Consider the following 15,854-nt stretch of genomic DNA (forward strand, 5'->3'; position numbering starts at 1 on the left):
CCGTACCTATCCCCCGGTGGTCGTGCGTGGCTTGTTCGTAGCTGGAGGCTTGTTGCCTGTCGCCGTACCGGTGCGTGCGGTCGTGCCGGTGGCCGGCGGCTTCGTGGTCGCGGCCGGCGGCTTCACCGTGGTCGCCGGCGGCTTCACCGTCGTCACGGGTGGCTTGACCGTCGTGGTCGGCGGCTTGACCGTGGCGACCGGCGGCTTGGTCGCCGCACCGGTGGGCGTGCCGGGGCCGAACATCGTCGCGCCGGTCCCGGACTTACCCTCCTCGGGCACACCCAGCACCTGCCCGTCGGACAGCCGCAGGAAGACCGGGTTCGGGTTCGGCACCATGCCCATCCGCAGCGCCCGGTCCGCCAGGTTCTGCGGCGACTCCAGCGTCCGCACCTGCTTCTCCAGGCCTTCCTGCTGGTCGCGCAGCTGGCTGGCCTGGTTGCTCAGCTTGGTGATCTGGAAGGTCCCGCTCTGCAGCTCCGTGTTGAGCAGCAGCAAGCCGACCAGGCCGGCCGCCAGCAGCGACACCACGAAGATGACGAACGGCATCCGCGGCGGCCGGAACGGCGCGCCGTAGACGACCCGCAGCTTCGGCTGCGGCTTCGCCGGCGCCGGTGTGACCCGCGCCTTCGACGGGCTGAAGACAGTACTCATCAGGCCACCAGTCCCTTCGTCCGGACCCGCTCGGCTGCCCGCACGCGAGCGGAGGCAGCCCGCGGGTTCGCCGCGGTCTCCTCCTCGGTCGGCCGCTCGGCGCCTCTGGTCAGCAGCCGCAGGTAAGGCTCATGGCCGGCCGGAATCACCGGCAGGTCGTCCGGTACGTCGGTCTTGGTACCTGCCGCGAGGGTCTGCTTGGTGATCCGGTCCTCCAGCGAGTGGTAGCTCATCACGACGATCCGCCCGTGCAGCGCCAGCGCCTCGATCGCCGCGGGCAGCGCACGCCGCAGTACGTCGAGCTCGCCGTTCACCTCGATCCGCAGCGCCTGGAACGTCCGCTTGGCCGGGTGTCCCCCGGTCCGGCGGGCAGCCTGCGGGATCGCGTTGCGGACCAGCTCGGACAGCCGCGCGCTGGTGGTGAACGGCTCGATCTCACGCTCGCGCACGATCCGGTCCGCGATCCGCCGGGCGAACTTCTCCTCGCCGTACTGGTAGAGGATGCGGGCCAGGTCGGCGGCGCTGTAGGTGTTCACGATGTCGGCCGCGGTGGTCGGCCCGGTGCTGTCCATCCGCATGTCCAGCGGCGCGTCCTGCGCGTACGCGAACCCGCGCTCGGCCTCGTCCAGCTGCATCGAGGACACGCCGAGGTCGAAGAGGATGCCGTCGATCTCCGGGACGTCGAGATCGTCCAGCACGCGCGGCAGTTCGTCGTACACAGCGTGCACGAGCGTGATCCGTTCCTGGTACGGCGTGAGTCGCTCACCGGCGAGGCGCAGCGCCTCGGGGTCGCGGTCGAGCCCGATCAGCCGGGCCTCGGGGAACTGGCGCAGGAACGCCTCGGAGTGACCACCGAGGCCAAGAGTGGCGTCGACGAGGACGGCGCCGGGGTGCGCGAGCGCGGGAGCCAGCAGCGCGACCACGCGCTCCAGCATCACCGGCACATGCCGCTCCGCAGCGTTCATCCTCGACCCTTCCGTCGCCGCGGGAGCGACCCTGCCCCCGCAGGTCTTGTGTGGTGTTCGTCCTGCCTTTCCGCGCCGGCGTCGTGATCCCGGCGCCGTACTGCTGCGCTGTTCTCCCGGGCGGCTCAACGGATGCGGCACCGTCCGGTCAGATCGCGGGTACGCCTTCCGGGGAAGTACCTCGGGTGTCTTGGCGCCGGGGAAGTGGCGTCAACACGTTGAGGTCGGAAGTCGGACCCGTGATCTCACCGGACGGTCGGTTCGTTCTCGGTCCTGCTCGCCCACTCTTCAGCTAGAAGATCCCTGGCAGTACTTCCTCGGAGAGGTCGGCGAATGCCTGCTCCTGCTCCGCGGAGTACCTGTTCCAGTTCTCCGTGTTCCAGATCTCCACCCTGTTCATCGCCCCGATGACGACACAGTCGCGATCCAGTCCCGCGTAATCGCGCAGCATCGGCGGGATGGTGACCCGGCCCTGCTTGTCCGGCACCTCGTTCGAGGCTCCGGCGAACAGCATCCGCAGGTAGTCCCGCGCACCCTTGTTGGTGATCGGCGCCTGCTTCAACTGCTCGGTCAGCTGGACGAACTCACGCTCGGGCCACACAGACAGCGACCGCTCCTGTCCACGCGTGATCACCAGGCCGTCAGCCAGTTCGTCCCGGAACTTCGCCGGCAGGAACAGCCGTCCCTTGTCGTCGAGCTTGGGGAAGTGAGTTCCGAGGAACACGCTCCACCTCCCCGTTGCGGTCTCTCCGACTCAGGCGAGCTGTTTCCACCATTTCAGTTCCACTGCGCTCCACCTTACTCCACTTTCCCCCACCGTCAACCAACTTCCGCCCCATTCGCCCCACGTGGCGCCTGAATCCGCCCCCGGCCCACCGCGTGTCGCTGCCGTCTCAACTGCGCAGATCCCCGCCTGAGCGCTCCACTTCGCTCCCCCACCCCCTCCACCGGCGCTTCCTCCACTTCGCTCCACCCGCCCTCCCCGCCGGCCGGCACCCACCTTGAGCACCGGTCGACCACTTCGCGGCCCGGAACTTGGTTGGTGGGTGCTCAAGGTCGTGCTGACGGGACGGAACGGCGAACCTTCCGGCGGGCGGCGTCGTCGTACGCGCGGCGCTTTGTTTTGCCCGCCCGTACGCTTGGAGGGACGACTTTCCGATCCCCGCCCGGTGAGGGCCCCACATGAACGAAACCGCAGGTAACGAAAACCCCGCTGCTCTAGGCCAGGCCCCTACAGCGGGTGAGAATGTGTCGGCCGTCAACGATTGGGGAGGACACAGGGTGAGCACCACCGCGACCAGCTCGGCGTTGTCAGGGGCCGGGGACTTCGACGAACTGTCGGAGGTGGCCGGCCGGGTCCGGCGGGCCATGGAACAGGTCATCGAGGGCAAGCCCGACGTGGTCGAGGTCGCCATCACGGTCCTGCTGGCCGAGGGCCACCTGCTGATCGAGGACGTGCCCGGCGTCGGCAAGACGATGCTGGCCAAGGCGCTGGCCAAGTCGATCGACTGCACCGTGCGCCGGATCCAGTTCACGCCGGACCTGCTGCCGTCGGACATCACCGGCGTCTCGGTCTTCAACCAGGAGATCCGCGACTTCGAGTTCAAGCCCGGCGCGGTGTTCGCGAACATCGTGGTCGGCGACGAGATCAACCGCGCGTCGCCGAAGACCCAGGCCGCGCTGCTGGAGTCGATGGAGGAACGCCAGGTCACCGTCGACACCACGACGTACCAGCTCGAGGCGCCGTTCATGGTCATCGCGACCCAGAACCCGATCGAGATGGAGGGCACCTACCCGCTCCCCGAGGCGCAGCGCGACCGGTTCATGGCCCGCGTCTCGATGGGCTACCCGGAGCCCGCCGCCGAGTTGCGGATGCTCGACGGGCACGCCGCCGACGACCCCCTGCAGAACCTGCAGCCCGTCACCGACGGCCAGCAGATCCTCCGGCTGGTGAAGACAGTGCAGTCCGTGCACGTGTCGGAGTCGGTCAAGGAGTACGCCGTTTCGCTCGTCGGCGCCACGCGACGGTCGCAGGAGCTCCGCCTGGGCGCGAGCCCGCGGTCGACCCTGCACCTGATTCGCGCGGCCCGCGCGGCGGCGGCGCTGGACTCCCGGGAGTTCGTCCTGCCGGACGACATCCAGGAGCTCGCCGTACCGGTGCTGGCACACCGGGTACTTCCTGCGGCTGAGGCGCATCTCGGTGGGCGCGGTGCAGCCGACATCATCTCCGGGCTGGTGGCCACTGTGGCACTGCCCCGCATGCGTCGGGACTGAGACATGCGGCAGGCACTGCGCGGGCTGACGACCAGAGGGCGGGCCTTCGTCGCTGCTGGGATCACCGCCTCTCTGTGCGCGCTCCTGCTCGGGCAGAAGGATCTGCTCCGCGTCGGCATCCTCCTGGTGGCTCTGCCGGTCGTAGCGGCTCTGGTGGTCGGGCGGACGCGGCTGCGGCTCCAGGTGCGGCGCAGTCTGGCTCCGGACCAGGTCCCGGTCGGTACTCAGGCGACCGTAGAGCTTGCCCTGAGCAACCAGGGCCGGATGCCAGCGGGGCTGTTGCTGCTCGAGGACCGTATTCCTTATGTGCTGGGGCATCGGCCGCGCTTCGTGGTCGACCGGGTGAGCCCGAACTGGCGTCGTACCGTCAGCTATCCGGTCAAGAGCGACGTACGCGGGCTGTTCCAGGTCGGGCCGTTGATGCTGACCGTGGCTGATCCGTTCGGGTTGGTGGAGACCAGCCGGACTTTTACTCGGAGCCAGCACCTGCTGGTGACGCCGCGGGTCTACAGGCTGCCGGAGATCCGGCTGGGCGCGGACCGCGCCGGCTCGGGCGAGAACCGGCCGCGGGCGATCGCGTCCGCCGGCGAGGAGGACGCGACCGTTCGCGAGTACCGCGATGGTGACGACCTCCGCCGGGTGCACTGGCGCTCGACGGCACGCCGGGGCGAGCTGATGGTGCGGCGGGAGGAGCAGCCCTGGCAGAGCCGCTGCGCGATGTTCCTGGACGCTCGTACGATCTCGCACCACGGCCATGGGCCGTCGTCCAGCCTGGAGTGGGCGGTCAGCGCGGCTGCGTCGATCGGAATCGACCGGATCCGGCGCGGCTACGTCACCACCCTGCTGGGCGGCCCGACCACGTTGTCGGCGATCAGCCACCGTACGTCGGCCGCCGTACATCAGCCGCTCACCACTCAGCAGCTGCTGACCGAGTGCGCGACTGTAGAAGAGCACAAGTACGCCGAAATCGCTCCGCTGCTGACAGTCGACCGGCACGCGCAGGAGCCAAGCCTGGTGATCGCCATCGTCGGCGCGCTGGGCACCGACGACATCACCTCGCTGAACCGCTGGCGGACCAGCCAGGCGATCGGTGTCGCGCTGCTGCTCGACGCGGCCAGCTGGGCGGTCGGCGCGGAGGCGACCGAGAAGGCGGCACGGCTGACCACCGCTGCGGACGCTACCGAGAACGAACTACGCCGAAACGGCTGGCGAGTCGCCAGAGTCCGGCGCGGTGATCACCTCCCCACAGTGTGGTCCGGCCTTGGACTGCGGAGCGGAAGGATCGCATGACGGGTCACGCCAGGATCTCTCTCGCGGCCTGGGGAGCGACCGTGCTTGGGTCGCTCGTGCTGACTCCGGTGTTCTCCGGGCCGTTCCTGTTCATCAGTGCGTTCCTGTGCGCCGCGGTCACCGGGACCGGCGTATTGCTGCAGAACCTGCGCACCCCGCGGATCGTTCAGCCGTTCGTCCAGCTGATCGTGCTGGTCGAGCTGATCTCGTTCTTCTTCCTGCGGGACACGCTGAAGTTCGGCCTCATCCCGGTGAAGGCGACCGCGCTGGAGTTCAACCAGCAGATGGTCAACGCGATGGATTCGATCAATCGGTTCAGCGCGCCACTGCCACCGGACTCGCATCTGACCTTGTTCGCCGCGTCGGTGATCGCCGCGACCGGCCTGCTGATCCACGTGATCGCCGTACAGCTGAAGCAGGCCGCTTGGTCCGGGTTGCTGCTGCTGGTCATGTACACCGTGCCGGCCGCGACAGTGCACGGCGGGCTGCCGGCGCTGCTTTTCGTTCCGCCGGCGCTTGGATACATCATCCTGCTGTCGGCCGAGGGCCGGAGCAGGCTCAGCCGCTGGGGCCGCCGCATCTCCGGTGTGTCGCACCTCGACGCGACCGAGCCGGTGGAGGCCTCCGCGCTCGGTCAGGCCGGCCGCCGGATCGGCTTGAGCGTCGTCGCGCTCGCCCTACTGTTGCCGACGTTGCTGCCGGCGCTGCCGGAAGGTGTCATCGGCAACGGCCTCGCGGGCAGCGGACCCGGCAGCGGCATCGGCGCGTCCATCTCGTCGACCGACCCGATGCTCGACATGGGCAAGAACCTGAAACGCGGCGACAACGTGGTCGCGCTGACCTACAAGGGCGGCCCGGCCGGCGGCAGCTACCTGCGCCTCACCGCGCTCGACCTCTTCGACGGCAACACCTGGCGGATCGCGCCACGGGCGGAAGGCCGCAAGATCAGCGGCGACCTGGCCCCACCACCCGGATTCAACGGCGACCTGAGCAAGGTGCCGCAGAGCAAGATGGAGATCGACGTCAGCCGGAGCTTCCGGTCCCAGTTCGTCCCGGCGCCGTACCCGCTGCGCTCGATCTCCCTGAAGCGCGATTGGCGGTACGACGCCGGCGCGCTCGACGTGGTGTCGTCGAACGGCCAGGTGGTCGGCGGCAAGAAGTACAGCCTGACGTCGTACGACGTGCAGCCGACGCCCAGCCAGCTGCACAACGCCGCCGGCTCCAGCGAACCGGACCAGTACACCAGCCGCGTTCCGCGCCGGACTCCGGAGGCGATCAAGCAGCTGACCAACCAGGTCACGGCCGATGCCAAGGGCAACAAGTTCGAGGCGGCCGTGCTGATTCAGAACTGGTTCCGCAGCTCGGGTGAGTTCACCTACAGCACCGAGACCGCCCGCGGCAGCGGGATGGCGGCGTTGGAGGACTTCCTGCTGAACAACAAGACCGGGTACTGCGAGCAGTTCGCCACCGGGATGGCGCTGATGGCCCGCATCCTCGGCATCCCGTCCCGAGTCGGCATCGGGTTCCTGCCCGGTCAGTCCGGCAAGGACGGCGAGTACACGGTCCGGATGCACGACATGCACGCGTGGCCGGAGCTGTACTTCCAGGGCGTCGGCTGGGTCCGCTTCGAGCCGACCCCGGCCGCCCGCGTGGCCAGCACGCCGAACTGGACCGTCCCCTCGACCCCGGACCCGACCAACACGACGACGGCGCCGAGCACCGCGCCGACTACGCCGGGCCAGGGCGAGGACCCGGGCATCGAGAAGCCGAACACCGACCGCAACACGCCGGAGAACAGCGGCGTCGCGATCGTTGACGGCGGCAACTGGTTCACCAACGGTGGCGGCAAGACGATCGGCCTGGTCCTCGGGGTTCTGCTGCTGATCTGCATCCCCTGGCTGATCCGGTCGCTGACCCGCCGTCGCCGCTTCGCCCGTCCGCCGAGCCGGGTCGCCGCCGAAGGGCTGTGGGCGGAGATCCGCGATACGTCGCGCGACCTCGGGCTGGACTGGTCCGATATCTCGACCCCACGCCAGGCCGGTGACTGGCTGCTGACGAAGCTGCCCGCGGAGACGCATCCCGCGGCGCTCCGGCTGGCGCGCGGCATCGAGAAGCTCCGGTACGCCGGGGCCGGGGATCTGACCATCGACCTGCGCGCCGACGCCGCCGCCGTACGCAAGTCACTGTGGACCCGGGCCCCTCAACTCCGCCGCTGGCGAGCCCGCCTGCTGCCACCGTCGTGGCGCTGGTACCTCAACCGCGGCAGCACCGAAGCCTCAGACCTCCTGGACGAGTTCGACCTCCTCCTAGCCCGCCTGAGAGCCCTACTCCTCCGCCGCCGCCCCGCCAACTAGCACGCCGACCACCCGGCCGCCCCCACAGGCGGCCGGGCCACTCCCAGTGCCCCCACGCCGACCGAGCTGGCCGCATGGGTACGTGTGTGAGGGCGGGGAGAGAAACAAGGAACCACACCCGCCCCGCCAGGGTGCGAGTGTGGTTCGCTGGACGGTCGCGCGTCAGGCGCGCCGTACCGTCAGAGGTCTTCGTCCCGTCGGCGGCGCCAGCGGTCTTCCATCCGCTCCATGAAGCTGCCGGACGAGTCGTGCTTGGTCCGGTGCCGCTTGGTCGGCGGTGGCGGCGGCGGAATGTCGTCGGAATCCCCGGCGTTGCTGATCCGCTTCATGCTCAGCGCTGCGATGTAGAGACAGGCCACCATCATCACGAAGCCGATGACTCCGATGATGGTGTTGGGGATGATCGCGCCGGCCATCAGGACAACGATGCCCAGCACAAATCCAACGCCGGCAAGCACTGCCCGGCGCTTGTAGTACAAGCGCACATTGGTCCCTCGCATGGCGGAGACGAACTTGGGGTCTTCCGCAGCAAGGGCACGTTCGAGCTGCTCGAACTGGCGCTGCTCTTCTTCCGAGAGGGGCACCGTCGATCCCTCCATGATGAGCGCGATCTCGATAGGCCGTCTCCAGTCTAGGCCGACCATGCCCCACACGAAACCCTGACCGCCTGTCCAGCGCGTCACGGTCCGGCAACTGCCCCGATTCTCGCCGCTCAAACCAGGCAAACCAGCGTGTCGCCCGCGCGCCCAGCCCTCACCAACCACCTCTGGGTCTTGTCCAACCACCCTCGGCCGACATCCTCAACCACCCAGGTCGCGCGTCACCAGCTCGTCACCCTGCGTCGCCCAGGCTCACCCCTTATCCACGCGCCGTCGAGTGGGCCGCGGTGTGACCGACGCCACGCCGTACGGACAAACGTCAGCGGGTGGCGAGGATGTGGAGCTGGGTGGCGATGGCGCGGAAGGCGGGGTGCTGGCTGGCAGCGCGCTCGAGTTCGGCCAGCGACTCGGCCGCACCAGGCTCGGAGTCGACGAAGGCCGACGGCACCAGGTCGGCGAACGTACGTACGCCGTGCACGGTGTGGACCATGAAGCCGGCATCGGCCAGCTGCGCCCGGATGCCGGACTCGTCGAACCGCCGCGGCATCGGATCCGACGCACCCCAGCGCCCGTCCGGGTCCTGCAAGGCGACCCGCGCATCGTTCAGGTGACCGGCCAGCGCCCGCGCCAGGACGACCGCGTTGCGCTGGGCAACAAGCAGGCTCAGTACGCCGCCCTCACGCAGTACCGAACCCATCGCGTGCAACGCCTGCACCGGATCGTCGACGACCTCGAGCACCCCATGGCACAGTACGGCGTCCGCACTCGACTCCCCCGCGAGACCGGGAAGCTCGGCGGCATCGCCCTGCACACCGCGAACCAACTCGCTCACACCCTCGTCACGCGCCCGCCGCTCCAGCGACGCCAGCGCGTCCGGACTCGGGTCGACGACGGTCACCCGGTGCCCCTCCACCGCCAGCGGTACGGCGAACCCACCGGTGCCGCCGCCGAGGTCGACGATGTCCAACCCGGCTCCGGGATCGATCCGCGCCCGCGCCGCCAACGCGACCCGCAGAGCCTCGGCCACCAGCGCCGTCCGCACGGACCGCCGCCGCCGATCGACCATCGTCATAACCCTCTCCTAGCAACCCCGATGCACCAGCCCCACCTGCGCCACACCCTACTTCCCCGGCCATACCGGATTCCGTAAGAGGGTGTTAAGCCCCGGAGCTTGTGCACAGAAGGCCGGTCGCGCGATCGTCTGAAGAAAGGGGAGAAACACCGACCAGGGAGGGAACCCCATGACCATCCACAGCAAATCCTTCGACGAGCCCGATGAGCGCCGTACGCCGGACAAGACGAGCGTCGACGTGGTCAAGCTGCCGGGCGCCAGCGTCGCCCGGATCACCTTCCAGCCCGGCTGGCGCTGGTCGGAGTGCATCCGCCCCGTCGTCGGCGGCGACTCCTGCCAGGTCCGGCACATCGGCACCATCCTCACCGGCGAGATGGAGGTCGTCCACGACGACGGCTCCAAGGCGCGGGTGGTCCCGGGCGTCGCCTACATCATCGAGCCGGGCCACGATGCCTGGGTCGTCGGAGACGAGCCGGTAGTCAGCCTGGAATTCGAGTCCCACGCAGCCGAGATCTACGCCAAGGGCTAGGAGCTCGCGCTCGCGTACGACCGCAACCCGCGCCGCCACAGCATCCGGACCAGCGTGACCGCGACCACCGACAGCGCGATCCCGCCGGCGACCGGCGTCCAGCCGAGGTCGCCCGCGAGCGCCTGCACTGGGTACGTCGTCGCGAATGCCACCGGGAATGCGAACGTCAGGAACGCCCGCACCGGCACCGGGAAGAACACCAGCGGATACCGGCCCGCTTCGACCAGGTTGAGGTAGATGAACCCGATCGGGTTCACCGACTGCAGCCAGAACGCGAGGAACGACATCGCACTCCACACAGTGGAAAGCAGCGCCAGCCCGCAGACCGCGAGTACGAAAGCCTGCAGAAGCTGCGGCACATTCGGGCTGGCACCCGACTGCACGAGGCCGATCACCAGTACGGCGATGCCGCTGGCGACGTTGCTGAGCTCCGCGACGTTGATCCACCGCAGCGTCAGGTAGAGCTGGCTCGACACCGGCCGCAGCAGCACGCCGTCCAACTCGCCCTCGGCGATGTACTCCGTCATCCGCTGCAAGTTGGGCGCGACGAAGGCCGCCATCAGGCCGGTGATGATCTGGTACGCCCCGACGAGCGTGATCACCTCCGCTCGCGACCAGCCGTGCACCTCCTGGGTGAAGCCGAACAGCAGCAGGATCGGCACGATGCCGAGCCCGAGCTGGACCAGGCCCACGAGCAACGTGGTGGCGAAGTGCGCGCGGTAATGCGTCTCGCGGACCACCGCCTGCAAGAGAAACCGCCGCCACAGCCGGAGGTGGCGCCACTGCTTGTGCAGCCAGTTCCGGTCGAGCGGCTGCCGATTGTCGGCGTACGTACGGATCTCACTCATGCGCCCACCGCCGAGTACGCCCGGATCCCGACCGCCCAGACGAGACGCGCGAGGATCCCGAACACGAACACGTACGCCGCCTGAATCCCCAAGCCCACCAGGAGTTCCTGGCCCGACAAGCCGCCGGCGACGATCTCTACCGGGAACGACACCGTGTACCTGAACGGCTGATTGTCGACGAAGCCGCGCGACCAGTCCGGCATCAGCGCGAGCGGCACGACCGCACCGGACAGGACACTCGCGATGAGCACCCGGGCCTGCGCCAGCGCGGTGACATCGTCCATCCAGAACGCGAGCGATGCGATCAGGATGTCGATGGTGAACACCAGGATCGCCCCGAGCACGAGGCTGACCGCGAACACCGCCCAGCGGTCCGGGCCGGCCGGGAGGTTCATCGAGTCGCGGAAGATCCACCACAGCACGCCGATCATCGGCACCAGCGCGAACAGCTTCAGGAACTTCTCCGCCACGTTGTTGGCGACGAAGGTCAGCAGCAGCGACGCCGGACGTACCATCCAGCTGGAGAGTTTGCCGAGCCTGATGTCGTTGGCCAGGAAGCCCGTCAACCACGACGACGTCGCCATCGTGACGAAGCTGAGCACCACGAAGTAGCTGGTGACGTACCGATCGTCGATCGGGAGTTGCGCGCCGTTCGCGATCGCGGTCCGCCAGATGAGCAGCGAGATGATCGGCACGCAGATGTTGGCCGCCATGAAGATGATCCACGCACCGCGATAGATGGACTGCTGGACGATCTGCGCCGCGGTCATCCGGCGCAGCACCCGGAGGTTACGCACGACTGTGTCCATCACGCGTCCCCCAACGTACTGCGGCGCTGGAAGAGGTCGCGCATGATCTCTTCGATGTCGGCATCCGCCACGTCGAGGTCGACCAGCGGACCGATCCGCGTCAGCTGCTCGAGCACGTCGCCGGCCCGCTCGCGGTCCACCTCGAGCTTGATCGTCTGATCGGCGCTGTCGACCGCGGTCACGCCCTCGAGCTTGGCGAGGCGACCGCCGTCGACGTTCGTCGCGTACGTCGCCCGTACGAGCTTGCGTGGGCGAGCCGTGTGCACGAGCTGTTCCAGGCTTCCGTCGTACTGCAGGCGCCCGTGATCGATGATCATGACGCGCGAGCAGAGCGCCTCGATGTCGTCCATGTCGTGACTGGTGACGAGGATCGTGGTGCCGCGGAGCCTGTTGACCTCGGCAAGGAACGTCCGTACGCGCGCCTTCGCGACCACGTCGAGGCCGATCGTCGGCTCGTCGAGGAACAGGATCTCCGGACCGTGGACGAGCGCCGCCATCAGCTCGAGTTTCATCCGCTCGCCGAGGGAGACCTTGCGCACCTGGACGTTCAGCAGGTCCTGGACCTCGAGCAGCTCGGCGAGCTCGGCGACGTTGCTTTCGAACTCCTTCGTCGTGAGGCCGTACATCTCCTTGTGCAGCAGGAGACTTTCCATCGCGGGGACGTCCCACCAGAGCATCGTCTTCTGCCCCATCACGAGCGCGATGCGCCGCAGATAGTCGTGTTTGCGATCCGACGGGGTGAAGCCGAGGACCTCCAGCTCGCCGGACGTGACGTACAGGAGGCCGGAGAGCATCTTCAGCGTGGTGGTCTTGCCGGCGCCGTTCGGGCCGAGCAGGCCGACGACCTCGCCGCGATTGATGGTGAAGCTGATCTTGTCGACCGCGAGCCGGGTCTCGTAGGTACGCCGTACGAGGCTCCTGATCGCGCCGCCGAGACCGGCTTGCTGCTTGTGGAAGGTGTAGCTCTTGCTGAGGTCGTTCGCCGCGATCACCGGCGGCTGAAGGTCAATGAATGCGTGCGTCACGGATGAGCACCGCTTTCGAGAGTCGGTTGTAAATCGGACCGGGCAGCGTCAGCGCAGAGCGCAATCTCCTCTGGTCCTTCCGACATACGGCTGCCAACAGAAACGCTAAGCCACCCCGAAAACCGCTGTCCACCAGGTTTCCCGCTCGGTTGCCGACCGGCTGGCACACCAACGCGAGACCTGACACACCAACACGGGGCCTGACACACCAACGCGAGGGCTGGCACAGGCAATAGCCTGTGCCGACCCACAAGTTCCTGTGCCAGGCGGGCTCAGGAGGTGGTGCGGGCGACGACGTAGAGGCGTTGGGTGGTTTCTTGTCTGGCGGGGATGGGGCCGCGGAGGTACCACTCGATGTCGACGAGGCCGGCTGCCTCGACGACTCCGACAACGAAGGCGGGGTCGTGCAGCACGAAGTCGAGGTTGACTTCGTGGCCGAAGAGCTCGTCGCGGTGACGGACTTCGGTCCCGGCGTGCAGGGCGAGGACGAGCCAGCCGCCGGGATCGAGCGGGCGCACCAGCGCCGCGACCGCGTTGGGAAGCTCGGCGGCCGCTAGGTGAATCAGGGAGTACCACCCTAGGACCGCGGCCCACCCGGAGCTCGTGAGCGGTCGGCCCAGCCGCCGAAGGTCCCCGACCTCGAAGTTCCCGTCAGGGAAGCGCCGCCGCGCCTCGGCCACCATCTCGGGAGAGAGGTCGATCCCGGTGGCGTCAGCGCCGCCGGCGGCCAGGTAAGCGGTGACGTGTCCGGGACCTGAGCCGACCTCCACCACCGGCCGTCCGCCGGCGTGAGCGAGCACCCGATCCAGCAGCCAGGTCTCGAACGGCAGCCCGTCCAGCTCGTCCAGCAGCTGATCGGCGTACGCCGTGGCGACAGCGTCGTACGCCGAACGCACCCGAGCGTCACGCGCATCCGGCCCGTCGGCAATCACCACGTCCCGGTCGACCGTCTCGGCGGCGACCGGCGCGGCCTGCTCCGGCACCGGCCCGAGGAGGTGGATCCAGCGCCGGTCATGCTGACCGGGGCGACGTTCGAGCTCGCGCACCAGTGGCTCAGGCCGCGCCGCCATCTTGCGCAGGCAAGCCTCGACGTCGCCACGATCGGCGAACGCATGCAGTCGCTCGGCGCGGGTCCGCAGCTCACCGGGCGACTGTGCGCCCCGAAGGAGGAGGACAGTCAGAAGCGCCCGCTCGTCAGGCTCGAGCCCGAGCCGCTCATCAAGGGTCTGGTGGTACTTCAGCGTCCGCTGGCCCGCGCCGGCCCACACGGTCCGCACCAACTCCCGCTCCTTGAGCGACCGCGCGATCCGCTCCACCGTCCCCTGGTCGTACTCGACCACGGGCTCCCGATTACTCGTCTGATTGCAGGCAGTCCGCAGCGCGTTGGCAGTCAACGGGTACGACGCCGGCACCGTCGTCTGCTTCTCCAGCAGACTCCCCAGCACCCGCTGATCCTCGGCGTCGAGAACAGGAAGATCGCTCACAAGAAGACCCTAAAGCCCAACCCGACCAAGCTAGCCGGGTTGGTAGGTTTCGGGTCGATCAGTTCGATGGGTTCGAAGCCGGCGCCGTTGCATCTCTCCGACTCATCCGCCATCCGATCGAAGTTTCCCGCGCCAGTCGAGTGGACCGGGTGGAGTGCTGGTTCAGCTGGCTTGCATCCAGGGTTGGGAGAGGACTGATTGGGGGTCGGTGGTGGCGGTGAGGACCGGGGTGGTGGAGAGCCGGAGACTGGCTTCGACCTGGGTGTAGAAGGTTTCGACGGCGCGGATGAGGTCGTCGGCTTCGCGCGTGCTGACGGCGCGTTCGAGGCCGGCTTCGGCGGCGGCGCGCTGGGCGGCGCCGGCGGCGAAGAAGGTGGCCCATTCACCGAACTCGGGAGCGACCTCGGCGAGCAGGACCCAGGCGTTGCGCTGCACCCGGCGGCGCGGGCCCGAGCGAACCGGGCGAGCCCGAACGGCGAGGACCGCCGCCGCGACCCGGAGGGCTGCGATGTGAGCGCTCGAGTAACGGATCAGGTGATCGCTCGTCTCCACGGCTTCCGCGAGCGCGGCCCGCGCCCGGGAGAGCTCCCGGCTGGCCGCTCCGGCAGCCGCCGGCGACACCGGTGAAACTGTCATCGGTCCATCACCCTTTCCAGTTGCCAGCGACCGGAGTCCGGGTCGTGCGCGAGATCGAACAGCTCGCGCCGCCCCTGCCGGCCGCACCCCGCCTCCACCCGGTACACCGCGCGTCGTGGGCCCCAATCCGCATCCAGTACGCCGACCGCCGCGGGACTACCGCCGACAGCCGCGGCGTCCACGCCGACTGGAGCAACGGCGGTGCTCAGGCCGCGGCCGATGGTGCCGCGTTCCCACCAGGCGGCGGTTTCGGTCCAGTGGGCCTGGACGGAGCAGACACGCCAGAGGCGTCCGCGCCACAGGAACTGGGCCGGGGTGTCGACGCCGTTCTCGACGTCCGTGCGTACCTCGACGGCCTCGTCGAACTCCCACATGCTCCATCGCCTCCTGTGTACGAACTGCCCCTGATCGACGGCCCGGTCGGCGGTCCGGCGGGTGGACACGAGGTGGGGGTCGAGTTCCACCTCGGTGCCCGGCCCGCCGGAACCACCGGTTTCCGATGCGGCCGCAACTCCACACCGGAGCCGTCCAGCTGTCCGGATCACCCCTGGCCGGCCTCCCGACGAAGCCGGGCCGGAGGTAATCGAACATCTGTTCGAACACTCGAAGACTATCGCCGCCGGGTGGGAATCGTCAACGGGCCGTAAGCCCGGCGCGTCCCCACGTACGCCATCCGCCGCCCACACTGGTGTCAGGACAAGACCGGCGTGCGTCGTACAGGCGGAAGGGGAAGCGATGCGGAAGCGTTGGCGGGCGGCACTGATCGCCGCGGCGGCTGGTGCCGTCGTGGTCCTGGCGGTCGCGTTGCCGCTCTTCCAGCCGTGGCGGCTCTTCACCGACAAAGTCGTCGACGAAGCGCTACCCAGCGCCGTTCCGATCTCCACGAATTCATCGTCGACGACGCCACCGACAATTTCCGGAGCCCCGTCAAGTCACCGGCCAACGGCCCCGGAAATCCTCCTCACCGGGAAGCTGATCACGCACGAACACGAGACCTCCGGCACAGTCGCCGTACTGCGACTCCCGGACGGCTCCCGCATCCTCCGCCTGGAGAACCTCGACACCTCCGACGGCCCCGACCTCAAGGTCTGGCTCAGCGACGCCCCGGTGATCGTCGGCAAGAACGGCTGGCATGTGTTCGACGACGGTCGATACCGCAGCCTGGGAGGCCTGAAAGGCAATCACGGCAGCCAGAACTACCCGATCCCCAAAGAAGTGCGCCTCGACGACTTCCAAAGCGTCGCGATCTGGTGCGACCGCTTCAACGTGTCCTTCGGGGCAGCTGAGCTCAAATCCACGTGACACGCCGCATAAGCTG

At 68.5% G+C, this 15,854-nt stretch carries 16 protein-coding genes; 5 read left to right on the forward strand and 11 right to left on the reverse strand.

Going from position 1 to position 15,854, the window contains the following annotated elements; genetic code table 11:
- Positions 1-6 precede the first annotated feature (6 nt).
- The 3 genes from ftsL to mraZ all read right to left on the reverse strand — a co-directional run bounded on the left by ftsL (position 7) and on the right by mraZ (position 2,340).
- Positions 7-651 (reverse strand): cell division protein FtsL, encoded by a 645-nt coding sequence (gene ftsL, locus EV646_RS04445; RefSeq protein WP_132144092.1) that lies wholly within the window; start codon positions 649-651, stop codon positions 7-9.
- Positions 651-1,616 carry a 16S rRNA (cytosine(1402)-N(4))-methyltransferase RsmH gene (gene rsmH, locus EV646_RS04450; RefSeq protein WP_132144094.1) on the reverse strand — a complete coding sequence of 322 codons (966 nt, stop codon included), beginning with the start codon at positions 1,614-1,616 and terminating at the stop codon, positions 651-653. Before rsmH ends, ftsL begins: the two co-directional genes overlap by 1 nt.
- A 292-nt stretch (positions 1,617-1,908) precedes the next feature.
- The gene (mraZ, locus tag EV646_RS04455; RefSeq protein ID WP_132144096.1) at positions 1,909-2,340 is read right to left on the reverse strand and encodes a division/cell wall cluster transcriptional repressor MraZ; all 432 of its coding nucleotides are present in this window, start codon (positions 2,338-2,340) and stop codon (positions 1,909-1,911) included.
- 611 nt (positions 2,341-2,951) lie between these two features.
- On the opposite strand from mraZ, the gene EV646_RS04465 reads away from it, so the two are divergent.
- The 3 genes from EV646_RS04465 to EV646_RS04475 are packed head-to-tail and all read left to right on the forward strand — an operon-like array spanning position 2,952 to position 7,534.
- The gene (locus EV646_RS04465; RefSeq protein WP_422386689.1) at positions 2,952-3,890 is read left to right on the forward strand and encodes an AAA family ATPase; all 939 of its coding nucleotides are present in this window, start codon (positions 2,952-2,954) and stop codon (positions 3,888-3,890) included.
- A 3-nt stretch (positions 3,891-3,893) separates the two neighbouring features.
- Positions 3,894-5,180 carry a DUF58 domain-containing protein gene (locus tag EV646_RS04470; protein WP_132144102.1) on the forward strand — a complete coding sequence of 429 codons (1,287 nt, stop codon included), beginning with the start codon at positions 3,894-3,896 and terminating at the stop codon, positions 5,178-5,180.
- Between the two features lie 41 nt (positions 5,181-5,221).
- Positions 5,222-7,534, forward strand: a complete 2,313-nt coding sequence (locus tag EV646_RS04475; protein ID WP_241995271.1) for a transglutaminase TgpA family protein — start codon at positions 5,222-5,224, stop codon at positions 7,532-7,534.
- A 179-nt stretch (positions 7,535-7,713) separates the two neighbouring features.
- Here EV646_RS04475 and EV646_RS04480 read toward each other — a convergent pair whose 3' ends face one another.
- On the reverse strand, positions 7,714-8,217 hold the full coding sequence (locus EV646_RS04480) for a DUF3040 domain-containing protein (protein ID WP_132144106.1): 504 nt from the start codon (positions 8,215-8,217) through the stop codon (positions 7,714-7,716).
- 235 nt (positions 8,218-8,452) lie between these two features.
- Complete coding sequence (locus EV646_RS04485; protein WP_132144108.1) at positions 8,453-9,205, reverse strand: class I SAM-dependent methyltransferase; 753 nt, start codon at positions 9,203-9,205, stop codon at positions 8,453-8,455.
- Between the two features lie 169 nt (positions 9,206-9,374).
- Here EV646_RS04485 and EV646_RS04490 point away from each other — a divergent pair, with 169 nt between their 5' ends.
- Entirely contained in the window at positions 9,375-9,734 is a 360-nt protein-coding gene (locus tag EV646_RS04490; RefSeq protein ID WP_132144110.1) for a cupin domain-containing protein, read from the forward strand.
- Here the strand turns inward: EV646_RS04490 and EV646_RS04495 are convergent.
- From EV646_RS04495 to EV646_RS04520, 6 genes are all read right to left on the reverse strand, one after another.
- The gene (locus tag EV646_RS04495) at positions 9,731-10,582 is read right to left on the reverse strand and encodes an ABC transporter permease (protein WP_132144112.1); all 852 of its coding nucleotides are present in this window, start codon (positions 10,580-10,582) and stop codon (positions 9,731-9,733) included. The genes EV646_RS04490 and EV646_RS04495 overlap by 4 nt on opposite strands.
- The gene (locus tag EV646_RS04500) at positions 10,579-11,391 is read right to left on the reverse strand and encodes an ABC transporter permease (RefSeq protein WP_132144114.1); all 813 of its coding nucleotides are present in this window, start codon (positions 11,389-11,391) and stop codon (positions 10,579-10,581) included. The genes EV646_RS04495 and EV646_RS04500 overlap by 4 nt, the downstream gene beginning before the upstream one ends.
- Positions 11,391-12,416 (reverse strand): ABC transporter ATP-binding protein, encoded by a 1,026-nt coding sequence (locus EV646_RS04505; RefSeq protein WP_132144116.1) that lies wholly within the window; start codon positions 12,414-12,416, stop codon positions 11,391-11,393. Before EV646_RS04505 ends, EV646_RS04500 begins: the two co-directional genes overlap by 1 nt.
- 272 nt (positions 12,417-12,688) lie before the next feature.
- A complete protein-coding gene (locus EV646_RS04510) occupies positions 12,689-13,900 on the reverse strand; it encodes a DUF480 domain-containing protein (protein WP_132144119.1) in 1,212 nt (403 codons plus the stop codon).
- Positions 13,901-14,062: 162 nt separating this feature from the next.
- Positions 14,063-14,536 (reverse strand): SAV_6107 family HEPN domain-containing protein, encoded by a 474-nt coding sequence (locus EV646_RS04515; protein WP_132144121.1) that lies wholly within the window; start codon positions 14,534-14,536, stop codon positions 14,063-14,065.
- Positions 14,533-14,910 (reverse strand): DUF6504 family protein, encoded by a 378-nt coding sequence (locus EV646_RS04520; protein WP_132144123.1) that lies wholly within the window; start codon positions 14,908-14,910, stop codon positions 14,533-14,535. The genes EV646_RS04515 and EV646_RS04520 overlap by 4 nt, the downstream gene beginning before the upstream one ends.
- Before the next feature lie 361 nt (positions 14,911-15,271).
- Here EV646_RS04520 and EV646_RS04525 point away from each other — a divergent pair, with 361 nt between their 5' ends.
- Positions 15,272-15,838 (forward strand): DM13 domain-containing protein, encoded by a 567-nt coding sequence (locus EV646_RS04525; protein ID WP_132144125.1) that lies wholly within the window; start codon positions 15,272-15,274, stop codon positions 15,836-15,838.
- Positions 15,839-15,854 lie beyond the last annotated feature (16 nt).

Origin of the sequence: Kribbella antiqua (genome assembly GCF_004345665.1) — a bacterium.
In the GTDB taxonomy this organism is placed as follows: domain Bacteria; phylum Actinomycetota; class Actinomycetes; order Propionibacteriales; family Kribbellaceae; genus Kribbella; species Kribbella antiqua.

Excerpts from the sequence above, each read along its gene's own strand:
- EV646_RS04495 (WP_132144112.1), bottom strand. The coding sequence starts at position 10,582 with ATGAGTGAGATCCGTACGTACGCCGACAATCGGCAGCCGCTCGACCGG.
- EV646_RS04485 (WP_132144108.1), bottom strand. The coding sequence starts at position 9,205 with ATGACGATGGTCGATCGGCGGCGGCGGTCCGTGCGGACGGCGCTGGTG.
- rsmH (WP_132144094.1), bottom strand. The coding sequence starts at position 1,616 with ATGAACGCTGCGGAGCGGCATGTGCCGGTGATGCTGGAGCGCGTGGTC.
- EV646_RS04470 (WP_132144102.1), top strand. The coding sequence starts at position 3,894 with ATGCGGCAGGCACTGCGCGGGCTGACGACCAGAGGGCGGGCCTTCGTC.
- EV646_RS04490 (WP_132144110.1), top strand. The coding sequence starts at position 9,375 with ATGACCATCCACAGCAAATCCTTCGACGAGCCCGATGAGCGCCGTACG.
- EV646_RS04520 (WP_132144123.1), bottom strand. The coding sequence starts at position 14,910 with ATGTGGGAGTTCGACGAGGCCGTCGAGGTACGCACGGACGTCGAGAAC.
- EV646_RS04515 (WP_132144121.1), bottom strand. The coding sequence starts at position 14,536 with ATGACAGTTTCACCGGTGTCGCCGGCGGCTGCCGGAGCGGCCAGCCGG.
- EV646_RS04525 (WP_132144125.1), top strand. The coding sequence starts at position 15,272 with ATGCGGAAGCGTTGGCGGGCGGCACTGATCGCCGCGGCGGCTGGTGCC.
- EV646_RS04500 (WP_132144114.1), bottom strand. The coding sequence starts at position 11,391 with ATGGACACAGTCGTGCGTAACCTCCGGGTGCTGCGCCGGATGACCGCG.
- ftsL (WP_132144092.1), bottom strand. The coding sequence starts at position 651 with ATGAGTACTGTCTTCAGCCCGTCGAAGGCGCGGGTCACACCGGCGCCG.